Annotated in this window: 23 protein-coding genes; 8 read left to right on the top strand and 15 right to left on the bottom strand. The window is 67.6% G+C overall.

Going from position 1 to position 22,235, the window contains the following annotated elements:
• Window positions 1-3 precede the first annotated feature (3 nt).
• Entirely contained in the window at window positions 4-879 is an 876-nt protein-coding gene (locus tag ACFCYE_RS00120) for a siderophore-interacting protein (RefSeq protein WP_376175474.1), read from the top strand.
• An 83-nt stretch (window positions 880-962) separates the two neighbouring features.
• Here ACFCYE_RS00120 and ACFCYE_RS00125 read toward each other — a convergent pair whose 3' ends face one another.
• The 6 genes from ACFCYE_RS00125 to ACFCYE_RS00150 form a co-directional block, all read right to left on the bottom strand.
• The gene (locus ACFCYE_RS00125; RefSeq protein ID WP_376175475.1) at window positions 963-1,727 is read right to left on the bottom strand and encodes an ABC transporter permease; all 765 of its coding nucleotides are present in this window, start codon (window positions 1,725-1,727) and stop codon (window positions 963-965) included.
• Window positions 1,724-2,509 (bottom strand): ABC transporter ATP-binding protein, encoded by a 786-nt coding sequence (locus ACFCYE_RS00130; RefSeq protein ID WP_376175477.1) that lies wholly within the window; start codon window positions 2,507-2,509, stop codon window positions 1,724-1,726. The genes ACFCYE_RS00125 and ACFCYE_RS00130 overlap by 4 nt, the downstream gene beginning before the upstream one ends.
• On the bottom strand, window positions 2,506-2,877 hold the full coding sequence (locus ACFCYE_RS00135) for a DUF1048 domain-containing protein (protein ID WP_376175478.1): 372 nt from the start codon (window positions 2,875-2,877) through the stop codon (window positions 2,506-2,508). Before ACFCYE_RS00135 ends, ACFCYE_RS00130 begins: the two co-directional genes overlap by 4 nt.
• A gap of 1 nt (window position 2,878) precedes the next feature.
• Window positions 2,879-3,229 carry a PadR family transcriptional regulator gene (locus ACFCYE_RS00140; RefSeq protein ID WP_376175479.1) on the bottom strand — a complete coding sequence of 117 codons (351 nt, stop codon included), beginning with the start codon at window positions 3,227-3,229 and terminating at the stop codon, window positions 2,879-2,881.
• Between the two features lie 161 nt (window positions 3,230-3,390).
• Window positions 3,391-4,554: an acyl-CoA dehydrogenase family protein gene (locus ACFCYE_RS00145; RefSeq protein ID WP_376175481.1), complete on the bottom strand. Its 1,164-nt coding sequence runs from the start codon at window positions 4,552-4,554 to the stop codon at window positions 3,391-3,393.
• Window positions 4,555-4,686: 132 nt separating this feature from the next.
• A complete protein-coding gene (locus ACFCYE_RS00150) occupies window positions 4,687-5,607 on the bottom strand; it encodes a M15 family metallopeptidase (protein WP_376175482.1) in 921 nt (306 codons plus the stop codon).
• Window positions 5,608-5,716: 109 nt separating this feature from the next.
• Between ACFCYE_RS00150 and ACFCYE_RS00155 the strand changes: the two genes are divergently transcribed.
• Entirely contained in the window at window positions 5,717-6,781 is a 1,065-nt protein-coding gene (locus ACFCYE_RS00155) for an Rv2578c family radical SAM protein (protein WP_376175483.1), read from the top strand.
• Between the two features lie 51 nt (window positions 6,782-6,832).
• On the top strand, window positions 6,833-7,369 hold the full coding sequence (locus tag ACFCYE_RS00160) for a YaeQ family protein (RefSeq protein ID WP_376175485.1): 537 nt from the start codon (window positions 6,833-6,835) through the stop codon (window positions 7,367-7,369).
• A 78-nt stretch (window positions 7,370-7,447) separates the two neighbouring features.
• On the opposite strand, the gene ACFCYE_RS00165 is transcribed toward ACFCYE_RS00160, so the two are convergent.
• Window positions 7,448-9,799: a DEAD/DEAH box helicase gene (locus ACFCYE_RS00165; RefSeq protein WP_376175486.1), complete on the bottom strand. Its 2,352-nt coding sequence runs from the start codon at window positions 9,797-9,799 to the stop codon at window positions 7,448-7,450.
• Window positions 9,800-10,039: 240 nt separating this feature from the next.
• On the opposite strand from ACFCYE_RS00165, the gene ACFCYE_RS00170 reads away from it, so the two are divergent.
• The gene (locus ACFCYE_RS00170; protein WP_376175488.1) at window positions 10,040-10,936 is read left to right on the top strand and encodes an aldose 1-epimerase family protein; all 897 of its coding nucleotides are present in this window, start codon (window positions 10,040-10,042) and stop codon (window positions 10,934-10,936) included.
• Between the two features lie 100 nt (window positions 10,937-11,036).
• On the opposite strand, the gene ACFCYE_RS00175 is transcribed toward ACFCYE_RS00170, so the two are convergent.
• The 4 genes from ACFCYE_RS00175 to ACFCYE_RS00190 form a co-directional block, all read right to left on the bottom strand.
• Window positions 11,037-14,546 carry an efflux RND transporter permease subunit gene (locus ACFCYE_RS00175; protein WP_376175490.1) on the bottom strand — a complete coding sequence of 1,170 codons (3,510 nt, stop codon included), beginning with the start codon at window positions 14,544-14,546 and terminating at the stop codon, window positions 11,037-11,039.
• 20 nt (window positions 14,547-14,566) lie between these two features.
• On the bottom strand, window positions 14,567-15,145 hold the full coding sequence (locus ACFCYE_RS00180) for a TetR/AcrR family transcriptional regulator (RefSeq protein WP_376175492.1): 579 nt from the start codon (window positions 15,143-15,145) through the stop codon (window positions 14,567-14,569).
• Between the two features lie 85 nt (window positions 15,146-15,230).
• Window positions 15,231-15,617, bottom strand: a complete 387-nt coding sequence (locus ACFCYE_RS00185; RefSeq protein WP_376175494.1) for a fluoride efflux transporter FluC — start codon at window positions 15,615-15,617, stop codon at window positions 15,231-15,233.
• Window positions 15,614-15,991 (bottom strand): fluoride efflux transporter FluC, encoded by a 378-nt coding sequence (locus ACFCYE_RS00190; RefSeq protein WP_376175496.1) that lies wholly within the window; start codon window positions 15,989-15,991, stop codon window positions 15,614-15,616. Before ACFCYE_RS00190 ends, ACFCYE_RS00185 begins: the two co-directional genes overlap by 4 nt.
• A gap of 85 nt (window positions 15,992-16,076) precedes the next feature.
• Between ACFCYE_RS00190 and ACFCYE_RS00195 the strand changes: the two genes are divergently transcribed.
• On the top strand, window positions 16,077-17,603 hold the full coding sequence (locus tag ACFCYE_RS00195; protein ID WP_376175498.1) for an FAD-dependent oxidoreductase: 1,527 nt from the start codon (window positions 16,077-16,079) through the stop codon (window positions 17,601-17,603).
• A gap of 2 nt (window positions 17,604-17,605) precedes the next feature.
• On the opposite strand, the gene ACFCYE_RS00200 is transcribed toward ACFCYE_RS00195, so the two are convergent.
• The 3 genes from ACFCYE_RS00200 to ACFCYE_RS00210 all read right to left on the bottom strand — a co-directional run bounded on the left by ACFCYE_RS00200 (window position 17,606) and on the right by ACFCYE_RS00210 (window position 19,732).
• On the bottom strand, window positions 17,606-18,412 hold the full coding sequence (locus tag ACFCYE_RS00200; protein ID WP_376175500.1) for a nitroreductase family protein: 807 nt from the start codon (window positions 18,410-18,412) through the stop codon (window positions 17,606-17,608).
• Window positions 18,413-18,417: 5 nt separating this feature from the next.
• Entirely contained in the window at window positions 18,418-18,795 is a 378-nt protein-coding gene (locus tag ACFCYE_RS00205) for a hypothetical protein (RefSeq protein ID WP_376175502.1), read from the bottom strand.
• A gap of 157 nt (window positions 18,796-18,952) precedes the next feature.
• On the bottom strand, window positions 18,953-19,732 hold the full coding sequence (locus ACFCYE_RS00210) for a MerR family transcriptional regulator (protein WP_376175504.1): 780 nt from the start codon (window positions 19,730-19,732) through the stop codon (window positions 18,953-18,955).
• A 160-nt stretch (window positions 19,733-19,892) separates the two neighbouring features.
• On the opposite strand from ACFCYE_RS00210, the gene ACFCYE_RS00215 reads away from it, so the two are divergent.
• Window positions 19,893-20,732 carry a DUF4097 domain-containing protein gene (locus ACFCYE_RS00215; protein WP_376175506.1) on the top strand — a complete coding sequence of 280 codons (840 nt, stop codon included), beginning with the start codon at window positions 19,893-19,895 and terminating at the stop codon, window positions 20,730-20,732.
• Window positions 20,729-21,349, top strand: a complete 621-nt coding sequence (locus ACFCYE_RS00220) for a PadR family transcriptional regulator (protein WP_376175508.1) — start codon at window positions 20,729-20,731, stop codon at window positions 21,347-21,349. Before ACFCYE_RS00215 ends, ACFCYE_RS00220 begins: the two co-directional genes overlap by 4 nt.
• A 6-nt stretch (window positions 21,350-21,355) precedes the next feature.
• On the opposite strand, the gene ACFCYE_RS00225 is transcribed toward ACFCYE_RS00220, so the two are convergent.
• Window positions 21,356-21,898 (bottom strand): universal stress protein, encoded by a 543-nt coding sequence (locus ACFCYE_RS00225; protein WP_376175510.1) that lies wholly within the window; start codon window positions 21,896-21,898, stop codon window positions 21,356-21,358.
• Between the two features lie 147 nt (window positions 21,899-22,045).
• Between ACFCYE_RS00225 and ACFCYE_RS00230 the strand changes: the two genes are divergently transcribed.
• A complete protein-coding gene (locus tag ACFCYE_RS00230; RefSeq protein WP_282214816.1) occupies window positions 22,046-22,231 on the top strand; it encodes a DUF3073 domain-containing protein in 186 nt (61 codons plus the stop codon).
• Window positions 22,232-22,235 lie beyond the last annotated feature (4 nt).

Consider the following 22,235-nt stretch of genomic DNA (forward strand, 5'->3'; position numbering starts at 1 on the left):
CCCATGGCCTACTCCAAGATGGTCAAGCCCGCGTCGTCGGAGCTCACCCACCTGACCGTGCTGCGCAGCGAACGGCTCGCCCCGCACTGGATCCGCGTCACCTTCGGCGGCGGCGAGGTCTCCCGATTCCAGCCGATGGGCTACGACCAGTGGTTCCGGTTGTTCCTGCCGATCAGTGGCGAGGCCGGGCTCGATCGCGTCCCTGCGAAGGCCAACAAGACGCTCGGGTATCTGAAGTTCCTGCGGATTCCCGACGACGAGCGCCCGGTGATGCGCAACTACACCGTGCGCGCGTATCGACCCGGCACCGCCGAATCGGATGCCGAGATCGACGTCGACTTCGTGCTGCACGGGTCCGCGGCCGACGGCACAGCCGGCCCCGCGTCGCGCTGGGCCGAGACGTGCCGTCCCGGCGAGCATGTGCTCATCATCGACGAAGGCCTGACGTTCAACCCGCAGCGCGGAACCGATCGCGTGCTTCTGGTCGGCGATGAGACCGCTCTTCCGGCCATCGCCGGAATCAGCGCCTCACTGCCCGCCTCGGCGACGGGGACGGCGATCATCGAGGTGCCGTCCGAGGACGACGCACTCGAGTTTCCGCATCCGGAAGGTCTCGACGTGGTCTGGCTCGTCCGGCCGCACGATGCACTGCCGGGTGGTCTCGCGCTGGCGCGGCTGCGGGACACCGACCTGCCGGCCGTTCCGTTCCACGCGTACGGCGCCGGTGAGCAGGCGCTCGCGTCGGGCGTGCGCAAACAGCTCGTGTCCGAGCGAGGCGTCGACAGGAATCTGGTGAGCTTCTGCGGATACTGGAAGATCGGTGCCGCATCGCCCGCATCCAAAGCGGCCCGCGAGTCGGCAGCGGAGCCGACGGCCTGAGCGGTCGCACTGGAAAGAAGGAGAGTGCCGGTTCAGGGTTTCCTGAACCGGCACTCTCCTCGGCCGTGCGCACGAGGATGCGATCAACGCAGCTTCTTGCGGTAGACCGCCGAGGCGCCGAAGTAGGCGACCACCAGGATGCCGACGAGCCATGCCAGTGCGATCCAGATGTCGGATCCGACCGGCTGCTCGGCGAACAGCGCGCGGATCGTGTTCACGATCGACGTGACCGGCTGGTTCTCGGCGAACCAGGCCACGGGAGCGGGCATCGTGTCGGTCGGCGCGAACGCCGAGCTGATGAACGGCAGGAAGATCAGCGGGTAGCTGAAGGCGCTCGCGCCGTCCACCGTCTTCGCCGACAGACCTGCGATCACGGCCACCCAGGTCAGAGCCAGGGTGAACAGGATCAGGATGCCGGCCACGGCCAGCCAGGCCCCGAACGATGCGCCGGTGCGGAAGCCCATCACCAGGGCGACTCCGATGACGATCGCGATCGAGACGAGGTTGGACACCAGCGACGTGAGCACGTGCGCCCACAGCACGCTGGAGCGGCCGATCGGCATCGACTGGAAGCGCTCGAAGATGCCGCCCTGCATGTCCAGGAACAGTCGGTATGCGGTGTACGCGATGCCCGATGCGACCGTGATGAGCAGGATGCCGGGGAGCATGTAGTTGATGTACGACTCGTCCGTGCCTGTGTTGATGGCACCGCCGAAGACGTACGTGAACAGCAGCATCAGGGCGACGGGGGTGACCGCTGTCGTGATGATGGTGTCCGGGCTGCGCAGGATGTGCCGCAGCGAGCGACCGGTGAGCACACCGGTGTCGGCGAGAGCGTGCGAGGTCATGATGCGGTCCCTTCGGTCTGTGCTGCAGAGGTGTCCTCGCCGACGAGGGCGAGGAAGACCTCTTCGAGCGTCGGCTGCTTCTCGACGTACTCGACCTTCGCCGCCGGCAGCAGGCGCTTGAGTTCGTCGAGGGTGCCGTTCTGGATGATGGTTCCCTTGTGGAGGATGGCGATGCGGTCGGCGAGCTGCTCCGCCTCGTCGAGGTACTGCGTGGTCAGCAGCACCGTGGTGCCGTTCTTCGCCAGCCGGCGCACCGTGTCCCACACCTCGATGCGCGATTGCGGGTCGAGGCCGGTGGTCGGTTCGTCGAGGAAGATGATCGGCGGGTTGCCGACCAGGCTCATGGCGATGTCGAGTCGACGGCGCATACCGCCGGAGTACTCGCCCGCCTTCCGCCCACCGGCGTCGGTCAGCGAGAAGCGTGCGAGCATGTCGTCCGCGATCCGACCAGGGTTCTTCAGATGGCGCAGCTTGGCGATCAGCACGAGGTTCTCACGCCCCGTGAGCACCTCGTCGACCGCGGCGAACTGCCCGGTCAGGCTGATCGACTCCCGCACGTCGTTCGGTGCCGATGCGACGTCGAAGCCGTGGACGGATGCCGTCCCGGCATCCGCCTTCAACAGGGTGGAGAGGATGCGCACCACCGTCGTCTTGCCGGCTCCGTTGGAACCCAGCAGGGCGAAGATGCTGCCGGGGGCGACGTCGAAGTCGACGCCGCGGAGCACCTCGAGGTCCTTGAAGGACTTGCGGATGCCGCGCACGTGGATGGCTGCCGTGGTCATGAGCGCTTCTCCTTTCCGATCGCCTCGTCGAACGCCTTGGTCAGACGAGCGCGTTCCTTGTCGATCCATTCCTTGCCCTGGTAGGACTTGGCGAACGTCTCGGTGAAGTCCACCGGGTCGTCGCCGATGATGTCCTGCACCGGGGTGCCGTCGACGGCGGCCCGCTCCCAGAGGTCCACGAGGTCCGTGAACATCTGGATGAGCGTGTCGCCGCTGGTGATTCCGCCGTAGTACATGAAGTACCGGTTCATCGCGGTCGCGGCCGTGCGGTAGGGCTCGGGGAGAGCCTCCATGCGCGCCTTGTCCTGCTTGTACTGCTTCTTCTGCTCGAGCGGTCCGGTGACCATCTCGATCCACTTGTTCGCCATGTCATGCTCCCGATTCATTGGTGTTGCTGTCTGTGTGGCGGAGCCGGTCGATGCGCTCTGCGAGGAAGCTCCAGGTCCTCCAGAACTCGGCGAGCTGTTCCCGACCCTGCGTGTTGATCGAGTACACCTTGCGCGGCGGGCCCTTCTCGGACGGGACCTTCTCCACGTCCACGAGGCCCTTCTGCTCGATGCGGACGAGCAGCGCGTAGACGGTGCCCTCCGCGATGTCCGCGAAACCCTGGTCCCGCAACCGTGCCGTGATCTCGTATCCGTACGCGGACTGCTCGGCCAGGATCGCGAGCACGATGCCTTCGAGCGAGCCCTTCAGCATCTCTGTCATCTGGTTCGCCATGCGATCACCTCCGATCTACTCTGTGTCGCTGACTACCGGTACAAAGTAACACTGAGTACCGGTACTTGGCAACACTGAATAGCAAATTCTTTTCGGGGCGTGCGTTAACGCGAGAACGCCCCGAGATCAGATCTCGGGGCGTTCTCGTGGAGCCGGTGCTGTCAGCGCTTGCCGACGATCTGTCGGCCGACGAGATCGCGCATGATCTCGTTGGTGCCACCGTAGATGCGATGGACACGGGCGTCGGTGAACGCCCGCGCGATCGGGTACTCCATGATGTAGCCGTAGCCGCCATGCAACTGCACGCCGCTGTCGAGCACCTCCCACTCGCGCTCTGTGGCCCAGAACTTCACCTTCGCGGCATCCTCGGCCGTGAGCGTGCCGTTCTTGTACGCCAGCAGCGCGCGGTCGATGTACGCCCACATCGCGTCCGTGGTCGCGGCCATGTCAGCGAGGCGGAAGCGGGTGTTCTGGAAGTCGGCGATGCGCTCGCCGAACGCCTCGCGGTCCTTCGTGTACGCGACCGTCCAGTCCAGGGCGGCCTGCGCGGCGGCCGCCGCGGCGACGCCGATCGACAGGCGCTCGAGCGGCAGGTTCAGCATCAGCTGGATGAACCCCTGCCCTTCCTTGCCGCTGATGAGGTTCTCGTCGGGGACGAAGACGTCCGTGAAGCTGAGCTCTGCGGTGTCCCAGCCGTGGAAGCCCATCTTGCTGAGCTTCTTGCCCTGGTCGAAGCCCTCCATGCCCTTCTCGACCAGGAGCAGGCTGAAGGCGTCGGGACGATTGCCCTCGCCGGTCTTGACGAAGGTGACGACGACGTCGGCCGTGGTCCCCGAGGAGATGAAGGTCTTCGCACCGTTGAGGATGTACCCGCCGTCGACCTTCTTCGCGTTCGTCTTGATGCCGCGCAGGTCGCTGCCGGCACCGGGATCGGTCATGGCGAGCGCACCCAGCACTTCGCCGGTGGCCATCCGAGGCAGCCACTTCTCCTTCTGCTCCTGCGTTCCCATGTGCACCAGGTACGGCACAGCCAGGTCGTCCTGGATGCCGAAGGCACCGGCCAGGGACCCCGCACCGGCCGCGATGACCTCCTCCATCACGATCGTGCGGAACCGGTAGTCCTGCAGCATGCCGGCGCCGCCGAACTCCTCGGGCACGGACAGCCCGATCAGACCGGCCTCGCCGGCGGCGAGCATGGTGGGACGGTCGATCTCGCCCGCGGCATCCCACCGCTCGATGGCCTCATGAGAGATGTGTCGCTTCACGAAGTCCTTCACGAGATCGCGGAATGCCTCGTGGTCCTCGTCGTAGATGTCGCGTTCCATGCCGTCCTCCCGAACGTCGTCGTTGCTGCCGCGATTCTATGCGGACGGGGGATGCCGAGGCAGTCGATTGTGGAATGCGTTCCCACAATCGGTGACACTGGGTACCGCGATTGTGGGGAGTGGCCAGACGGTTCAGCCCGCGTAGTCGGGCGCCGCCGGCAGCCCGAAGAACTCCTCGAGCGTCGTGTAGCCACCCGCACTGTAGACCGCGGCGAGTTCGGGACCGATGTAGCGCAGGTGCCACGGCTCCGGCGAGTATCCCGTGATCGGAGTCTTGCCGTCGAGGTAGCGGACGATGTACCCGTACTCCCATGCGTGCGCGTTCACCCAATCGCTCTCGCGCGTGCCGCCGAACGCTCGGATGCCACCGCAGCCACTGCTGCACGACACCACATCGAGCGCGAGGCCGGTCTGGTGCTCGCTGTAGCCGGGTCGCGCAGACACCTCGTCTGCAGCGCGCTGGCCCGTGGCCGCGACGTGCTGGGAGTACGTGTTCTCCTGCATGCCGTAGGAGCGGTATCCGTTGTTCATGCCCAGCACACCGGCGCCGGCATCCGCCAGCGCCCCGGCGAGCGCGTTGATCGCTTCAGCCGGCGCGGGGAGGACCGAACCGGCGGTCGTCGTGGTCTGAAGCCGAGTGTCGACGAGCCCCGTCGGCGTGAATTCGGGCGAGAGCGGACGGGCCTTGTTGACGACGACCCAGACGCGATTCGGGTCGCTGAGCGAGATGCAGGGCGCGTTGCCGGCCGCGACGGCGGCGCGGAACGCCTCACCGCCTCCGAAACCGGCGATCGTCGCGGCGTCATCGCCGGCCGCGAGGGCGGCCTGCACCGCGGCATCCGAGCACGGGTCGGCGGCGACCGTCGCCTCCACATCTACAGGAGGCAGGTGCATCGCCACTGCAGGAACGGGCTGCTCGACCGGAGCGGGAGCCGGAACCTCGGCGAGCGCCCACAGCGCACCGAGCGCCGTGACCGCGACACCGATGGGCAGCGCGAAGGCCAGGGCACGGGATCGCGGCGCGGCATGTCGGGGTGCCATCGCCTCGCTCATCCGTCCATTCTCTCCTGCGCGGCTGTGAACGCTGACTCGCGGCCTGGAGTCGTTCGATCATCGGCCAGATATTCTTGCGCTTCTTTCGATATTTTGTTCTAATTAACGCATGCGGTGGCAAGGGCAGGCGATCGACGATGCGGACGAGTCCGCGCTCCCCGGGCTCGAGAACCGCAGCGGGATCGTCCGATCCGTGACGACTCCCGAGTTCGCCGGGATGACCTTCCACGAGGTGCTCTCGAAGTCGGCTCTGAACAAGGTCCCGGGCCCATCGCGGATGCCATTCGCCTGGACGATCAACCCGTACCGCGGATGCAGTCATGCGTGCGTGTACTGCTTCGCTCGCGGGACGCACCAGTACCTCGATCTCGACGGGGGCGCGGACTTCGATTCGCAGATCGTCGTGAAGACCAACATCGTCGACGTGCTGCAGCGCGAACTGCGACGCGGCAGCTGGCAGCACGAGACCGTTGCTCTGGGAACCAACACCGATCCGTATCAGCGTGCGGAGGGTCGCTATCGGCTGATGCCCGGAATCATCCAGGCTCTCGCCGACTCGGGCACGCCGATGTCGATCCTGACCAAGGGCACGCTGATCCGCCGCGACATTCCGCTGCTGATCGAAGCGGCGAAGCGCGTGCCCGTCGACGTGCAGATGTCGATCGCGATGTACGACGACGATCTGCAGAAGACGATCGAACCAGGGACGCCGACGACCCAGGCGCGCCTCGACACGGTGCGCGCACTCGCGGATGCCGGATTCCGCGTGACCGTCTTCCTGATGCCGATCATGCCGCACATGACTGATTCCGTCGCGGCGATCGACACCGCCCTCGCGCGGATCAAGGATGCCGGCGCCGCCCGTGTCATCTACGGGGCCCTGCACCTGCGCCCCGGGGTGAAGCCCTGGTTCCTGCAATGGCTCGGTGAGCAACGACCGGATCTCGTCGCCTCCTATCGCGGGCTCTACCCCGGTGTCTCCGCCGAGGCGCCGAAGGGCTATCGGCAGTGGCTCGCGAAGCGCGTCCGCCCGCTGATCCGGATGCACCGGCTCGACGGACGCGATGAGGACGACCTGTACGCGGAGAGCCCACGAGGAAGGCGCGCGCTACCGCCGCGGCCGACGACGGCGATCGCGGCATCCGCTGCGGCCGAGCAGCCGATGCTGTTCTGAGCACGCGCATACAGCGGAGACCCGCCCACGGGACGCGTAGGCTCGAGAGCTATGGCTATCGGCGCGATGATCCACACGTTCACGGTGCAGCTCGCCGACATGGACCGCGGGGTCTACGAGGACCTGACGCTGCGTGTGGCGAAGCATCCATCCGAGACCGATGCCTACATGCTGACGCGCGTGCTCGCGTATCTCCTGGAACACACCGAGGGGATCGCATTCAGCGAAGGACTGTCGTCGACCGAGGAACCGGCCGTCGTCGTCCGCGACCTCACCGGCCGCACCACGGCCTGGATCGAGGTCGGCGCACCGGATGCCGAACGCATGCACTACGGCAGCCGCCTCGCGGAACGCACCGTCGTCTACACGCACCGTGACCCGACGAAGGTCGTCGCCGCGTGGGAGGGCAAGCGCATTCACGACGCCGACGGCATCCGCGTCTACAGTTTCGACGCCGGCTTCATCGACGATGGCACCAGAGCGCTCGAGCGGCGGAACACCGCCACGCTCACCGTCACCGAGGCGCAGCTCTACCTCGACCTCAACGGGACCTCGCTGTCGTCGACGCTGCACGAGCACCGGATCTGACATCCGCGAGACGTGGCCTGCGAGGTGAGACTCGGCCAGGCTGACCGAGTCTCACCCGCAAAGCAGGTCTCGCGAGGATCAGGCGGTGAGATCCGCCGCGGTCGGAACGCGACCCGCGATCTCCTCGATGACCTCGTCGCCGACACGCGCCGGCTCGAAAGGCGCGTCGATCTCGGCACGCTCGAGCAGTTCGGTCATGCGACGCTGACGCTGACGCGTGATCAGAGTCACGACACGACCCGAACGTCCCGCACGACCCGTACGACCGGAGCGGTGCATGTACGTCTTGTACTCATCCGGTGCATCGGCCTGTACGACCAGGTCGATGTCATCGACGTGGATGCCGCGCGCTGCGACGTCGGTCGCGACGAGCACCTGGACCTTGCCGGAGGTGAGCCGAGCCAGGTTACGGGTGCGCTTGGCCTGGTTCAGGTCGCCGTGCAGCGAAACCGCGGCGATGCCGACCTCTTCGAACTGCTCGGCAAGCATCTCGGCGTATGCACGGGTGCGCGCGAAGACGAGCGTCTGTCCCTCGCGGTCGACCAGGGATGCGAGGATCTCCGCCTTGTCACGGTGGTCGATCACGAGCACGCGGTGCTCGATCGTGCCCGAATCCTGTGTCTCGCCGGCGACCTCGTACACAGCCGGGTCCACGAGGAACTCCTCGACGAGGGCCGCGACCTCGCGGTCGAGCGTCGCCGAGAACAGCAGCTTCTGGCTGCCTTCGGCGGTGTGGCGGAGAATCCGCTGCACCGGCTCGACGAAGCCGAGCTCGCACATGTGGTCGGCCTCGTCCAAGACGGCGATCCGGCAGTCCGAGAGATCGAGCTTGCCCTGGTTGATGAGGTCCTCGACGCGACCCGGGGTGCCGATCACGATGTCGACGCCCTTCTTGAGGGCTCCGACCTGACGCCCCTGCGGAACGCCGCCGTAGATCTGGGTCGTGAACAGGCCGACGCTTCGCGCGATCGGCTGGATGGTCCGGTCGATCTGCAGAGCGAGCTCACGCGTCGGCGCGAGGATGATCGCCCGGGGTGAGCGGCCGAACTCACGCTTCTTGCCGGCCTGCGACTTCAGGATGCTCTCGACCAGCGGAGCGCCGAATGCGATCGTCTTTCCGGAACCGGTGCGGCCACGACCGAGCACGTCGCGGCCTTCGAGCACTGCCGGGATGCTGGCAGCCTGGATCGGGAACGGCGACACCGCACCCATGTTCACCAGGGTCTCGACGATGTTGGATCCGAGCCCCAGATCACCGAAGGTCACGTTCTCGACCTCGGCCGCCTGAACGGTCTTCGCCTCGAGACGCTCGTGGACGACGTCCTGCGCCGGCTCAACGGGAGCGGCAGCGGTCTTGTTCCAGTTGTCGCGGCTCGGACGCGGCTCGGCGCGGCGGTCATCGCGACGCGGACGGTCCTCCGTGCGGCGAGGACGCTCGTCGTTGTAGCGCGGACGCTCCTGGCGGTCGCCGTTGTAGCGCGGACGCTCGGCACCACGATCGCTGTTGTACGACGGACGGTCACCATCACGACGCGGACGCTCAGCACCACCCTCGCGGTTGTACCGCGGACGGTCAGCACCACGATCGCTGTTGTACGACGGACGGTCACCATCACGACGCGGACGGTCGTCGTTGTACCGAGGACGCTCGGCGCCACGGTCGTTGTTGTACCGAGGACGCTCGGCCCCGCGGTCGCTGTTGTACGACGGACGGTCACCATCACGACGCGGACGCTCAGCACCACCCTCGCGGTTGTACCGCGGACGCTCGGCACCGCGGTCGTTGTTGTACCGGGGACGCTCGGCACCACGGTCGCTGTTGAAGTCACGACGCGGACGGTCATCGTTGTATCGGGGACGCTCGGAGCCACCCTCGCGGTTGTACCGGGGACGCTCGGCACCACGGTCGCTGTTGAAGTCACGACGCGGACGGTCATCGTTGTATCGGGGACGCTCCGATCCACCCTCGCGGTTGTACCGAGGACGCTCGCCACCGCGGTCGTTGTTGAAACGCGGACGCTCAGCACCACCATCACGGTTGTACCGCGGACGCTCGCCGTCGAAACGACGCTCGCCGCCGGTGAAACGCGGACGCTCGGTCGATCCGCCGCGCTCGTCGCGGTGGTGCGGCGCCTCGCGACGTCCTGACTCGGCGCGACCCCGGATCGAGCGGGCCTCGTCGCGACCAGCGCGCTCCTGCTCGGTCCAGCGGCGCTTGGGGGCTCCGGACGCGGCGTCGGGGCGGTAACCGCGGTGCTTCGGGCTCTTGTGGCCCGGACCGGCGGGACGCGACGAGGAACGGTCATCACCGGCATCCGCACGCGGCGGACGGCCGTCGTTGTGACGATCGTGGAACGGAGTCTTCTTGGCGTACCGCGGCTCGAAGTTGCGCGCCGGGCGTCCGCCCTTGGGCTTGTGGTTCTTGGGCATGGTGTGTCCTTCTGGGTTCTCGACACGAGAACAGCCGTCTGGGCGCGCACGCGCAGACAGATCCGGACATCCGTCGGCCGGGGCCATTCATGTGATGGTTCATGCGCGTCGATCGACGCTCACCATCGGCCCCTGGACTCACACTTCACACAAGAATCGCCCGCGCCGATGCGCGGCTGTCCGAAGCCGACCCGTCAAGGGTACCGCGACTACCTGAGAGGACCCCCGTACGATGTCGGGGTGACTTCTCTCTCCCCCACCGGCACCCAGATCCATCTGCAGCGCGGCGCGGTCACTGCGCAGATCGCGCAGGTGGGAGCATCCCTTCGGTCCCTGACCGTCGGAGGGGTCGGCATCGTGCCGCCCTACCCGCTCGGGGAGCCCACTCCGGCATGCTCGGGTGTCGTCCTCGCCCCCTGGCCGAACCGGGTCCGAGACGGCGTGTGGGATGACGACGGCACCGGCCGACAGCTCGCGATCACCGAGCCGAAGCTGAACAACGCCAGCCACGGCCTGCTCCGCTTCGCCTCGTACGAGGTGTCTCAGGCAGAGTCATGCGCCAAGCTGCGCGCCACGATCGTTCCCCAGACCGGTTGGCCGTACGAGCTCGGCACCAGCGTGACGTACACGCTCACGGAGACCGGCATCGCCGTCGAGCACGTGCTCGAGAACCGATCGGATGCCGCGGCTCCCGTCGCGCTCGGCACCCACCCGTTCGTCACGATCGATGACGTCGATCCGCACGATCTCGTGCTCACCGTCCCGGCGGCGGCGCAGTTCGACGTCGACGATCGCATGCTCCCGACCGGGACCTCGGCTGCCCCAGCAGAAGTGCGGGACGGCGTGCGCCTCGGAGACATCGTGCTCGATACCGGCTTCGCCGACCTGACGCGGGATGCCGACGGACGCGTGCGTCACTCCCTCACCGCGCCGGACGGCCGCCGCGTCACCCTGTGGCAGGGCGAGGGCTTCGACTACGTGCAGGTGTACACGACGACGTCCTATCCGGGGCAGGCTCTCGCGGTCGCGATCGAGCCGATGACGGCGCCGGCGGACGCGCTCAACAGCGGCCTCGGCATCCGTCGGCTCCTCCCGGGCGAGAGCTGGACCCTGCACTGGGGCATCGAACTGAGCTGAGCCCCGGGCCGCGATCGCCTGAGATCAGGAAGAAGGCCCGAGATCAGGATGCTTCGAAGCATTCCTCCTGATCTCGGACCGTCTCGCTGATCCGGCGCCCTCAGCGCAGCGGGTTGGCCGGCGGCAGGCCGGACTGACGCTCGCGCAGCTCGCGGCGCGTACGCGCCTGCTCGCTCTGATCGACCGATGCGGCCACGGCGGATGCTGCGGCAGCGGCTGCTGCCGCGGCCGCAGCGGCGGCGGATGCGGCTGCGGCGGCCGCCACGGCGGAGTGGTTCGAGTACGACGGCTCCTCCTCGTAGCGGCTGAGCTGGTGGGTCGCACCCGACCGTGCCAACTCGGTCGACGGCCGATCCTCCCGCGGCGCCGTCGCCGGCGCATGCTTGTCAGGTGCAGGCGTCGGGTGCACGGCGTAGTCCTCGGCCGCATCGGCACCCGCGCCGGCGCCGACGACGGCCAGGGCGCTCACCAGCGGGTCGGCGGCGGCGGTCTCCGGACCTGAGGCATCCGGACCGGAGTCGGAGGCGGGACCGGAAGGACCGTCGTCGCCTTCGCCACGAGCCGAACGCTTCGCGGCACGACGCTCCTTCGCCCCCTCGACGAGGTTGTAGAGCGTCGGGAGCACGATCAGCGTCAGGATCGTCGAGGAGACGAGCCCGCCGATCACGACGATCGCCAGCGGCTGCGAGATGAACCCGCCGTGGCCGGTGATGCCGAGCGCCATGGGCGTGAGCGCGAAGATGGTCGCCAGCGCCGTCATGAGGATCGGACGCAGACGCTTCTCGCCACCCGCCATCACCGCGTCGCGCGCGGACAGCCCCTTCTCGCGGTACTGGTTCACGAGGTCCACGAGCACGATCGCGTTCGTCACGACGATGCCGATGAGCATCAGGACGCCGATGAGCGAGGCGACGCCCAGCGGCACGCCGGTAACGATCTGCAGCAGGATCGCGCCGGTCGCCGCGAACGGCACCGAGACGAGCAGCAGCAGCGGCTGACGCAGCGACTTGAACGTCGCCACCATCACCACGTACACGATCAGGATCGCGGCGAGCATCGCGAGACCCAGCTGCGAGAACGAGTCGGCCTGCTGCGAGGCGACGCCGCCGACTTCGGCGCTGGCGCCGTCGGGGAGATCGACCTCTTCGAGCGCCGTGTTCACCGAGGCCGTCGCCACAGCGAGGTCGTCGGATGCCGGGGGCACCGTGACCGTGGCCGTCCGACGCCCCTGCTGCGTCGTGATGGAGGTGGGGCCCTCGCGCTCCTCGACCGTCGCGACATCCTGCAGCGGGATGAGGCCCGCCGGTGTCGGAATCGTCAGCTCGCGCAGCGCCTCGACCGTGGTCGGCGGCTCAGGAGCGGCCACGTAGATCGTCAGGGCGGTACCGTCGAGTTCGATGGATCCGGCCTGCTGCGGCTGCATCGCGCTGGAGACGATCGAGCCGACCGCGACCTCGCTGAGGCCGACGGCCGCCGCGGCATCCCGATCCACCACGACGGCGATGTACGGCAGCGAAGCGGCGAGGTTGTCCGTCACCGTTCCGATGCCGTCACGGTCCTCGAGCTCGGCGGTCACGGCATCCGTCGCCTCCTGCAGCGCTTCTGCACTGGGGGCGGTGATGTCGACCTCGATGTCACTGGTGCCGAATCCTGCGGACGCGGCCACCGTGATCTCGCCGACGTCCTCGAGGTCGGTCACGGCATCCTGCACGTCGGCGCGGAGCTGCTCCTGATCGACGTCCGGGTCGGTCTGGATCGAGTAGTTGATGCCCGCTCCGCCGGAGAACGCGTCGCGCAGCGACGAGCCGCTCGAGCCGATCGAGACCTGGACGGTCTCGACGCCGTCCACGTCCATGAGGGCATCCTCGACGACGACGGCCGAATCGTCCTGCGTCTGCAGGCTCGCCGTCGGTCCGAGGTCCTGCGTCACGGTCATGGTGTTCTGACCCGAGTCGCTGAGGAAGTTGACCTTCATCAGCGGAGCAGCCGCGAGCGTGGCACCGAGCACGACGACCGCGAGCACGACCGTGATGCCGGAGTGCTTGAGCGTCCAGGTGAGGATCGGGCGGTACGCCTTCTGCAGCTTCGTCGGCGGAGCGTCGGGGTGCTCGGGGTCGATCTGCTCGCCGTGCTCATCGAGCAGCGGCTTGCCCGGCCGGAGGAACCAGTACGCCAGCACCGGCACGATCGTCAGCGCCACGAGCAGCGATGCGGCCATCGCGATCGTCACGGTCATCGCGAACGGTCGGAAGAGCTCGCCCACCATGTCGCCGACGAACACGATCGGCAGGAAGACGGCGACCGTCGTGATGGTGGATGCCGTGATGGCACCCGCCACCTCGCGCACGGCGAGCACGATCGCACTCATCTTGTCGGCGTCGCCGACGTAATGCCGTTTGATGTTCTCGATCACGACGATCGAGTCGTCCACCACGCGCCCGATCGCGATCGTCAGGGCACCGAGCGTCAGGATGTTGAGCGTGTAGCCGAACGCCTGCAGGCCGATGAATGTGATCAGCACGCTGGTCGGGATCGAGATCGCGGTCACCAGCGTCGAGCGGATCGACAGCAGGAACACGAGGATGATGATGACGGCGAACACCAGACCGAGCAGTCCCTCGGTCGCGAGCGTCTCGATGGACTGCTGGATGAAGGGCGCCTGATCGAACACGACGGTGAACTCGGCATCCGGGAACGCCTCGGAGATGTCGTCCAGCGCGGCGAGCACACCGGTGGACACCTCGACCGTATTGGCCGACGGCAGCTTCGTGATGGAGATCGTGATCGCGTCCTCGCTGTTGACGCGAGAGACCGAGGTCACCGGGTCGGAGTCGAGTGCGACCGTCGCGACGTCCGCGATCGTCGCGTCAGAGCCCACGAGCGGAAGCGTGGCGATCTCGTCGACCGAGCCGAGCTTGGCGCCGGTCTGCACCGTCAGCGTCTCGCCGTCCTCCGTGATCGCTCCACCGGGGAACAGCGCACCGTTCTGCTGCAGAGCCGAGTTGATCGCGTCGGTGCCGAGTCCTCGCTCGGCGAGCGCCGCGGCGTCAGGCGTGATCGTGATGCGCTGGCCGATGCCACCGACGATCTCGGCGGCGTTGACGCCGTCGATGTCCTCGAGGTCGGGGATCGCGACGTTCTCGAGATCGGCCTGCGCGGTCTGCGCATCGTCGAAGCCCGTCACCGCGATCTGGATCACGGGCAGGTCGTCGATCGACACCGACAGCACCTGCGGCTCGACCTCTTCCGGAAGCTGCTGCGAGATGCGGTTGATCGCCTGCTGCATCTTCTGCTCCGCGGTCGCGAGGTTCTCGCCGTACGCGAAGGTCGCCTGCACGATCGACGCGTTGGTGGTGCTCGTCGCGGTGGTCGATTCGAGCCCTGGCACGCCCTGGATCGCCGTCTCGATCGGCGTGGACACGTCGTTCTCGACGACCTCCGGGGAGGCACCGGGGTAGCTCGTCATGACGATCAGGGCCGGCAGCTCGAGCGAAGGGATGAGCTCCTGCTTGAGGTTGTTGAGCGCGAGACCGCCGAAGACGGCCGCGACGATCGTCACGAGAGCGATCAGTGCGCGGTTCTTCAAGCTCAGGACGGCGAGTTTCGACAAGGCTGTTCTCTCTCGGTCGATCAGACGGACGCTGTGGTGGACGGTGTCGACGCCGAGGAGCGGAGGATCCCGGCGAGGGCGTCGCGGATGAGCTCTTCGTCGAGCGGCTCGTCGTGGATCTGTGAGTGCCACAGTACGCCGTCGATGAAAGCGGCTGCCGCCCTGGCACTGTCCACTCCGTGAACAGGGGCGATGAAGCCGACGACCTCGTCGGACCAGTGCCGCGCGAGTTCGCGCACGCGCGGATCGTGCACGGCGGCGGTGACGACAGCGCGTTCGGCCTGGACGCTGCGCGCCTCGACGAGGGCTTCGCTGACGAGCCTCGCGAGGATGCCGGGGGTGACGCCTTCGGCGACAACGGTCTGCCGCGTGACTTCGATGCGCAGATCGACCTCGGTGACCAGAGCATCGAGTGCGGCGTCGCGCAGGTCATCGAGGGTGTCGAAGTACTGCGTCGTGGCGCCAAGGGGAACCCCCGCGCGGGCGGCCACCTTGCGGTGCGTGATCGCATCTGCGCCGATCTCCACGATGAGCTCCGCGGCGGCCGCGATGATCGACCGGCGGCGCGCCTCGGGGTCGCGTCTGCGGCGCTGATGCATGGCTCCCCTTCTGGACGCACGTACATGTACTTATGTACAGGAGCTGGCTGTGCGGCGGCTGAGTCGGTTCGGCGGCGGGGGCGGATTACCGCAGCGACCCGAGCGCGAGCCCCGCACCGGCGGCGAGGACCGAGAGCCCGAACGTCCCGAGCAGATGCAGAACGGACGCGGAGCGAGCGCCGTCCTTCCACAGGCCGATGGTGTCGAGCATCGCGGTGCTGAACGTCGTGTATCCACCGAGGAATCCGGCGCCGACGATGAACCCGGCATCCGGCAGTGTCGCGGTCACGAGTCCCAGCGCGAACGAGCCGGTCACGTTCACGACCACGATCCCCCAGGGGAAACGTCCGACGGCAGAATCCGATCGCGCACGACGCCGATAGGCCGCAGACACTCCGACATCGACGAGGTACCTCGCGCCGGCCCCGAGGCCACCGGCGACCGAGGCCAGGAGGATGAGGAGCGGGGTCATCGTTCTCCGCTCCGACGCCTCGTCGTCGCCAGGCGCATGCCCGCCGCAGCGGCGAGGACGCCCAGCCCCAGACTCGCGACCACGACGGCCAGCGCCAGCCAGGGGGAGCCCTGCCAGAGCTCGATCGAGCTCACCGCGAAGGCGCTGTACGTCGTGAACCCGCCGAGCACTCCCGTCGCCAGGAAGACGCGCAGATCGGATGCCGCAGGGAGCCTCGCCGCCAGCACCCCGATCAGCAGCGCACCGAGCACGTTCACCACGATGGTCGCGAGCGGAACGCCTTCGGGCTGGGGCATCCACAGTCCGAGCAGGAGACGGCCGGCGGTGCCGAGGGTTCCTCCCAGCACGACGAGGAGCAGTCGGCGAAAGGTCACGCCGACACTCTAGACCCCGGGGCAGCCGGTCGCTCGTCTGTCAAGGCGGTGGCCACAGCGGCGGATCGGACCGTTGACTGAGGCCATGAAGCCGCTCTGGAAGGTCGACCACGTCCCGTTCCCCCGCACCCCCTTCGAACCGGGGACGCGACACGACGTCATCGTCGTCGGCGCCGGACTGACCGGTCTCACGACCGCCTTCATGCTGGCGCGCGCGGGCATGGATGTGGCCGTCATCGAAGCGGGCGAGATCGCCGCCCTGGCGTCCGGCGCGAACACGGGCAAGTTGTCGCTGCTTCAGGGGCAGCAGCTGGCGCGCCTGCGTGAACATCATCCGGCTTCTCTGGTCCGCGCATACGTCGACGCCAACCGGGCGGGGATGCAGTGGCTCACCGACTTCGCCGACAGCGTCGGCGTCTCCTACTCACGACGGACCGACCACACCTACGCGCAGACGTCGCAGGGCCTCGAGTCCGTGCGGCGCCAGCACGAAGCATCCCGCGAAGCCGGCCTGGCGACCAGACTGCTGCAACCGGGCGACCTCCCCGCGGTGTCGTTCCCCGTCGCGGGAGCCGTCGCGCTGGATGACCAGGTCGCCATCGATCCCGTGCAGGTCGCGCGAGCGCAAGCCGGGGAACTGGTCGCCGCAGGAGGCGCGCTGCACCTCGGCATCCGTGTCACGGGCGTGCACGCGCTTCCGACCCCGCGCGTGGACACGACATCGGGACCGGTGTTCGCGCAGCACATCGTGCTCGCGACCGGCACACCGATCACCGATCGTGGACTCTACTTCGCCAAGGTTCACGGCCTGCGGTCGTACTGCGTCTCGTTCCGCATCCCCGGTCCGTTGCCTGACGGGATGTTCATCTCCGTCGACGGGTCGACCCGCTCGATCCGTCCGATCTCGGCAGCGGACGGGCCGGAACCCGCCCAGCTGATCGTCGGCGGCAACGGTCACCCGGTGGGTCGCTCCGATGCGGAGACCGCGGAGGTCGAAGACCTCGTGTCGTGGACCCGCGAGCATTTCCCCGGCGCGGAAGAGACCCATCGTTGGTCGGCTCAAGACTACGAGTCGCACAATCTCGTCCCGTTCGTCGGAGCGATGCCGCGGGGGTTGGGGCGCATCCGCTTCGCCACCGGCTACGGCAAATGGGGCCTGTCGAACGCGCCGGCTGCGGCGCTGCGGCTCGTCGCCGAGATCCTGGGCACACCGCGACGAGACCGCCCGACGTGGATGGCCACGATCGGAACCCGGATGACCGTCCCCGCCGACATCAAGCGTGCCGCCAACGAGGGGGCGAAGGTGGCCGGCGAGCTCGCCAAGGGCTGGATCGGTGCGGAGAAGCGGTCGACGCCGCTGCCGCGGCCCGCCGAGGGCACCGGATCCGTGGGCAACCGCGGCGGGTGCCCTGTCGCGATCTCGACGGTCGACGGCGTCACGCGCGCCGTGGACGCGGTCTGCCCGCACATGGGCGGCATCCTCGACTGGAACGATGCGGAGCGCACCTGGGACTGCCCGCTGCACGCGTCGCGGTTCGCCCCGGATGGCACCCGCATCGAAGGTCCGGCGCTCCGAGATCTCCGACGGCTGCCGCGCTCGGGGCGGGACTGACCTCAGCCCCGTGGCCCGGAGTCGTCCCAGCCCTGCTGGGGAGTCTCGCAGGTCTCACGGAAGACGTACTGCGACGCCAGCCGGCGCTGGCTGCTCGACCAGTCGATGGCCGGGCGACGCTGCTCCGGCGGAAGATACCCGAGCCGGTAGACGGCCATGAGTTCGAGGTCGTCCGGGACGTGGAGGAGCTCGACGATCTCGTCCCAGCGCCCTGGCGCCTCCATCGGGAACGAGATGAACTGGATGCCCATGCCCAGTTCCACCGTGGTGAGCCAGATGTTCTCCATCGCCGCTCCCATGCTGAACACCGAGTAGAAGGAGGACAGCTCCCCGGGCCGATACTCGGTGCGATCGAGCATCACGCCGAGCAGCAACGGGGAGCCTTCCACGAGTTTCCGGTTCTCGGCGCCGAGCGTCTTCGGCACCCCGAGGGCGTTCATGAGGGTCTGCCCGCGTTTGGTGAAGACCTGGCTGGTGAAGGGGCGCAACGCTGCCGGCAGCTTGTCGAACAGCATCCCGCTGCGCTTCTCGTCCATCTCTGCCTGGCTGAACCGGAAGTAGGGCTTGTACCGCTCGAAGAACGTCCCGTTGGACATCGTCGCCGTCATGCTCTCGCCCGAGATGCGGGCGATCTGACGGATGGTGCCGCGGTTCTCGATCACGACGAAGCGCCACGGCTGACTGTTCAACTGCGACGGCGCCCGCCCTGCCGCTTCCAGGAGAATCCGCTGATGCTCCTCCGAAACCTGGTCCGGCAGGAACGCGCCGTTCGTGGTCTTGCGGCGACGGATCGCATCGAGCAGTTCCATACGGCTCACTTCCTTCGGTCGGGGTCGAGGGCCATGGCGACGAGGCTCGCCACGAAGAACGGTGCGGCAGACAGCGCCACGAGCGGATGCCGTCGCCCGCGGGTTCCGGCGAACGGGATCACCGCGAGAGGGACGGCCGCGGGAGCGAGAACGAGCGCCGCGCGACGGCTCCGCCTGCGAGGGACACCCCACAGCGCCGAACTGAGTGCCGCAGCTGCGGACACCAACGTCAGGATGTACAGCGCATGGTGCACCCACCGGAATCGGGTCGTGTCGACGAGCTTCGTCGCGACGGCCGCGCCCAGCGCACAGTTGAGCAGGTAGCTCAGCGCGGCCATCGCGAACACCGGCGGCGTCCTGGCGGTCCGGCGTCTGTCGCGCATGACTCGACCTTAGGCCTCGAGATGCGACCGGGCACGGCGCGCACCGCATATCGTCGAATCCTGCCGTCGGGGAGAACAGCGAACGGGAGGAGAGAAGCCTCGGGAATGCATCCCGGACTCTCTCCTCCCGCCCGTAGGACCTGCAGTTTCACAGGTGCTACAGGTTCGCCTCCGCGTAGATGCGGAGTGCGTCGCGGACGAACTCCGCACCGCGGGTGCCGCCGTCGGCCGTCGCGTAGTTCGCGCCGAAGCGCGGGTCTGCGACGTACATCTCACCGAGCCCGATCACGTAGCCCTTCACGTCACCACCGGGGACGGCGGCGGGTGTACCGGGCACGCCCGTGAGCCACTCCACGTGGCGTCGGGCGATGGCCTGGGCTTCGTCGGACGCCGGGTCGACGCCGCTCTCTGCGGCGGCGATCCAGTCGCGTCCGAGGTCGGACACCAGCTGCTGCCAGTCGGTGCGCTCGGCATCCGTCATGCTCCGCCACCAGCGGTCGCTGTCGGCGTAGGCCTTCTTGCCCCAACGGTCCTCGACCTCCTCCTTGTACCGGGTGTGGTCGAAGCCGTCGAACATGTTCTCTGCCATGAGTTCTTCACCTCCTCTCAATGCGTTGATGGTGGATTCGACCGACGCGATCTGACGCGTCAGCCTGGTCTGCTCCTCGCGCAGCAGCGCGAGGTGGGTCTCGAGGGCGGATGCCTCGGCACGCTCACGAGTGAGCACCTCGGCGATCTGCGGCAGCCCGAGTCCGAGCTCCCGCAGCAGCAGGATGCGCTGCAGTCGCACGAGCGCCTGCTCGTCGTAGTGCCGGTAGCCGTTGGGCGCGATGCGCGTCGGCGTCAGCAGCCCGATGTCGTCGTAGTGACGAAGCGTGCGGCTCGTCGTACCTGCCAGCCGTGCGATCTCCTGGATCGACCAATCGCGTGTGCCCACGGCAACCTCCTCTCGTTCGTGATATCTCCACCGTAGAAGTTGACGCGACGTCAAGGTCAAGCCAGAATCTGAAGATTCTTTTGACAATCTCGAGATATATCGTGTTACTCTCAATACACGCGATATATCTCGATATCGCTCAGACTCAGGAGAGACGAACATGACCGAGAAGTGGCTCATCGCCCCCGGCGAGGAACGCGTTATCGACATCGCCCAGGCGACCAAGCTGAAGATCGGCCTGGTCGGCGGTCAGGTCGACGTCGTCGCGCATGACGAACCCGGCATCCGAATCGAAGTGCACGGCGTAACGACCAAGGATCTGCGCATCGAGTCCGACGGGACGCAGATCGAGATCGACCACCCCCAGATCGGCTGGGACAACTTCCTCGAGGTGTTCCGCAACTTCGGCTCCGGCGGCCCCAAGGCCGAGGTGAGCGTGGCGGTGCCGCGAGGCATCGCCCTGAATCTCGGCGTGGTCAACGCCGGCGCCCTGGTCTCGGGACTCGCCAACGACGCGAAGCTCAACACGGTGTCCGGCGACATCATCGTCGACACCCATACCGGCGACCTGTCGGTGAACACCGTCTCCGGCGACGTGCAGATCCGTGAGCTGACCGGATCCGTCAACGCGAACAGCGTCTCGGGTGACGTCGCGGTGACCGGCTCGGTCCGCAAGATCACGATCGACACCGTCTCGGGCGCGATCTGGGCCGATGCCACAGGCAACATCAACACGATCAACCTCAACACCGTCGCCGGCAACAGCACGATCCGCCTCGAGGAGACCCTCCCCGCCAACTACGTGATGCGCTCGATGAGCGGTCGCGTGCTGATCGACGGGATCGACCGCGGGTCGTCCGGCCCCACCAACTACACCGGCTCAGCCGGCGAACTGGCCGGGAGCTTCGTCGACGTCCGCACGAACTCGGTCTCCGGCGACATCACGGTGCTGCGTCAGCCCGTGCGCACGGTGGCCGATGACGAGGAGTGGGAAGCATGAGCCCCGCGGTCTTCTCCCACGGCGACCTGCGCCTGTACCTGCTGTCGCTGCTCGCGGAGTCCCCACAGCACGGCTACGGGATCATCCAGGCGCTGACCGACCGCACCGGGGGCACGTACACGCCCAGTGCCGGAACGATCTACCCGCGTCTCGCGAAGCTCGAGGAGGAGGGCCTGGTCACCAAGACGATCGACGGCCGCACCACGATCTACGCGATCACGGACGCGGGTCGAGCGGAGCTCGCCTCCCGCGAGGACGACCTCGCCGGCATCGAGGACGACCTCGCGGACTCGGTCCGACTGATCGCCAACGAGGTGCGCCAGAGCGTGCAGGAGGCCATGAAGAGCCTCCGCGCCGACCTGGCCTCGGCCGCGAACGAGGAGCGGAAGGGCTCCCAGTCGCGTCCGCGCGGCACCGGACCGGACGATCCCCGCGTCGCCAGCCGCGAAGAACTCGGACGAGCGGATGCCGTGGTCAACGCCTTCCGTGCCCGCATCCGCAGCGATCTGCGCACGCATGTGGCGCGAGGAGGTGCGCTCTCGGCATCCGTCGTCAGCGATCTCGAGGACGCACTCGATGCGGCGGCGAAGGCCGTGACCCGCGCCATCAAGAGCTGAGACTCGCTATTCGGTCCAGATCTCGGCCTGGTCGTCCGGCACCGGCTCATCGAGCGGGACGACCAGGATCGAGCGGTGCTGCCGGTGCGCGAGGCGCGCCGCGACGGAACCGGTGAAGAACTCGCGGATCGACTCGCCGAAGCCGCGCTTGCGCGTGCCGATGACGATCAACTGCGCATCGAGCTTTCCGGCGAGCTGCTTGATGGCCAGGGCGGGGTCGCCGACGAGCTGCCGGGAGGTCCAGGTCAGCCCTGTGCCCTGGAGCACGGCCGTGGCGGCTTCCGTGACGTGCTCGAACTCGGCGGCGCCGGTCTCGATGTTCATGTCGATCGGCGCCGAGTGCACGTACCCGTCCGGGTCCTCGTAGGTCACGAAGCGTGTGACGTCGACGTGAACGACCACCAGCGGCGCGCCCAGAAGGGTTGCGTAGCGGATCGCCTCCTGCAGCACCCGAGCGTTCTGGTCGGGCTGCATGCCGACGATCACGGCTTTCTGCAGCTCGCCGTTCTGAACGGCTTCTTCGGACGACGTGGAACCGGCATCTGACATGCGGATCGTTCCCTTCTCCGGGTCTCGAACGGCCAGTGAGTCCGGCCCTCGTGCTATTCTGAATGCTACTCTTACCGGCGTTCGGCCGGTGTCGTGAATGCGCGGGCCCCAGATGCCCGCAGCTTAGATCGTGAGGGGGTCTCGCGCATGGGCCGTGGCCGTCAAAAGGCGAAGCACACTAAGATCGCCCGCGAACTCAAGGCGTACAGTCCGTCGGTGAACTACTCTGCGCTGGAGCGCGAGCTGGCTCACCCGACCGACGAAGACGCTTACGTCGACAAGTGGGCGGACGAGTACGCAGACGAAGACGAGGACGAACTCGAAAAGGCTTGACGCC

This window comes from Microbacterium sp. NPDC056234, from assembly GCF_042267585.1.
In the GTDB taxonomy this organism is placed as follows: Bacteria; Actinomycetota; Actinomycetes; order Actinomycetales; family Microbacteriaceae; genus Microbacterium.